Here is a 1,209-nt window from a genome sequence, read left to right as displayed (position 1 = left end):
AGCACCTCGGTGCAGACGCCCGCGCCGACGGTGCGGCCCCCCTCGCGAATGGCAAAGCGCACTCCCGCCTCCATCGCCACCGGATAGATCAGCTCCACCGTCATGTTCACATGATCCCCCGGCATCACCATCTCCACCCCCTCCGGCAACCGGATCGTCCCCGTCACATCCGTCGTCCGAATGTAAAACTGGGGCTTGTACCCCGAGAAGAAGGGCGTATGCCTCCCCCCCTCCTCCTTCGACAACACGTACACCTGCGCCTTGAACAGCTTATGCGGCTTGATCGACTTCGGCGCCGCCAGCACCTGCCCTCGCTCCACCTCGTCTCGCTCCACTCCTCTCAGCAGACACCCCACGTTGTCCCCCGCCAGCCCTTCGTCCAGCGTCTTGTTGAACATCTCCACTCCTGTCACCACCACCGTCCTCACTTCCTCGCTGAAGCCCACAATCTCTACCTGCTCGTTCACCCGGATCTTGCCCCGCTCAATCCTCCCCGTCACCACCGTTCCTCTTCCCTTGATCCCAAACACGTCCTCGATCGGCATCAGGAACGGCTTGTCGATCGGGCGCTGCGGCGTCGGAATGTAGCTATCCACCACATCCAGCAGCTCCCAGATGCAGCGCGCCTCCGGATCGTTGCGCGTCAGGTCCCCTTTGCTCTCCAGCGCCTTAAGCGCCGACCCCCGGATCACCGGCACCTCATCGCCCGGAAACTCGTACTTCGAGAGCAGCTCCCGCACCTCCAGCTCCACCAGCTCCAGCAGCTCCTCATCCTCCATCATATCCACCTTGTTCAAAAACACCACCATCGCGGGCACTTCCACCTGCCTCGCCAGCAGAATGTGCTCCCGCGTCTGCGGCATCGGCCCATCGGGGGCGCTCACCACCAGAATCGCCCCGTCCATCTGCGCTGCGCCCGTGATCATGTTCTTGATGTAGTCCGCGTGGCCCGGACAGTCCACGTGCGCGTAGTGCCGCTTCTCCGTCTCGTACTCCACGTGCGAGATCGAAATGGTGATCCCGCGCTCTCGCTCCTCGGGCGCCTTATCAATCTGGTCAAAGGCAATATACTTATTGACGCTGCTGGGCAGCACTCGCGAGAGCACCCGTGTGATCGCCGCCGTCAGCGTCGTCTTCCCGTGGTCAATGTGCCCGATCGTGCCCACATTCACATGCGGCTTCGTCCGCTCAAACTTCTGCTTCGCCATT

At 62.3% G+C, this 1,209-nt stretch carries 1 protein-coding gene; it reads right to left on the bottom strand.

Going from position 1 to position 1,209, the window contains the following annotated elements:
- Window positions 1-1,208, bottom strand: a 1,208-nt coding sequence (gene tuf / locus BGC09_RS21985) for an elongation factor Tu (RefSeq protein WP_069806337.1), incomplete at its 3' end; no start/stop codon positions are given.
- Window position 1,209 lies beyond the last annotated feature (1 nt).

The organism is Thermogemmatispora onikobensis (assembly GCF_001748285.1).
GTDB classification, from domain to species: Bacteria; Chloroflexota; Ktedonobacteria; order Ktedonobacterales; family Ktedonobacteraceae; genus Thermogemmatispora; species Thermogemmatispora onikobensis.
This window is presented reverse-complemented; position numbering and strand designations above follow the sequence as displayed.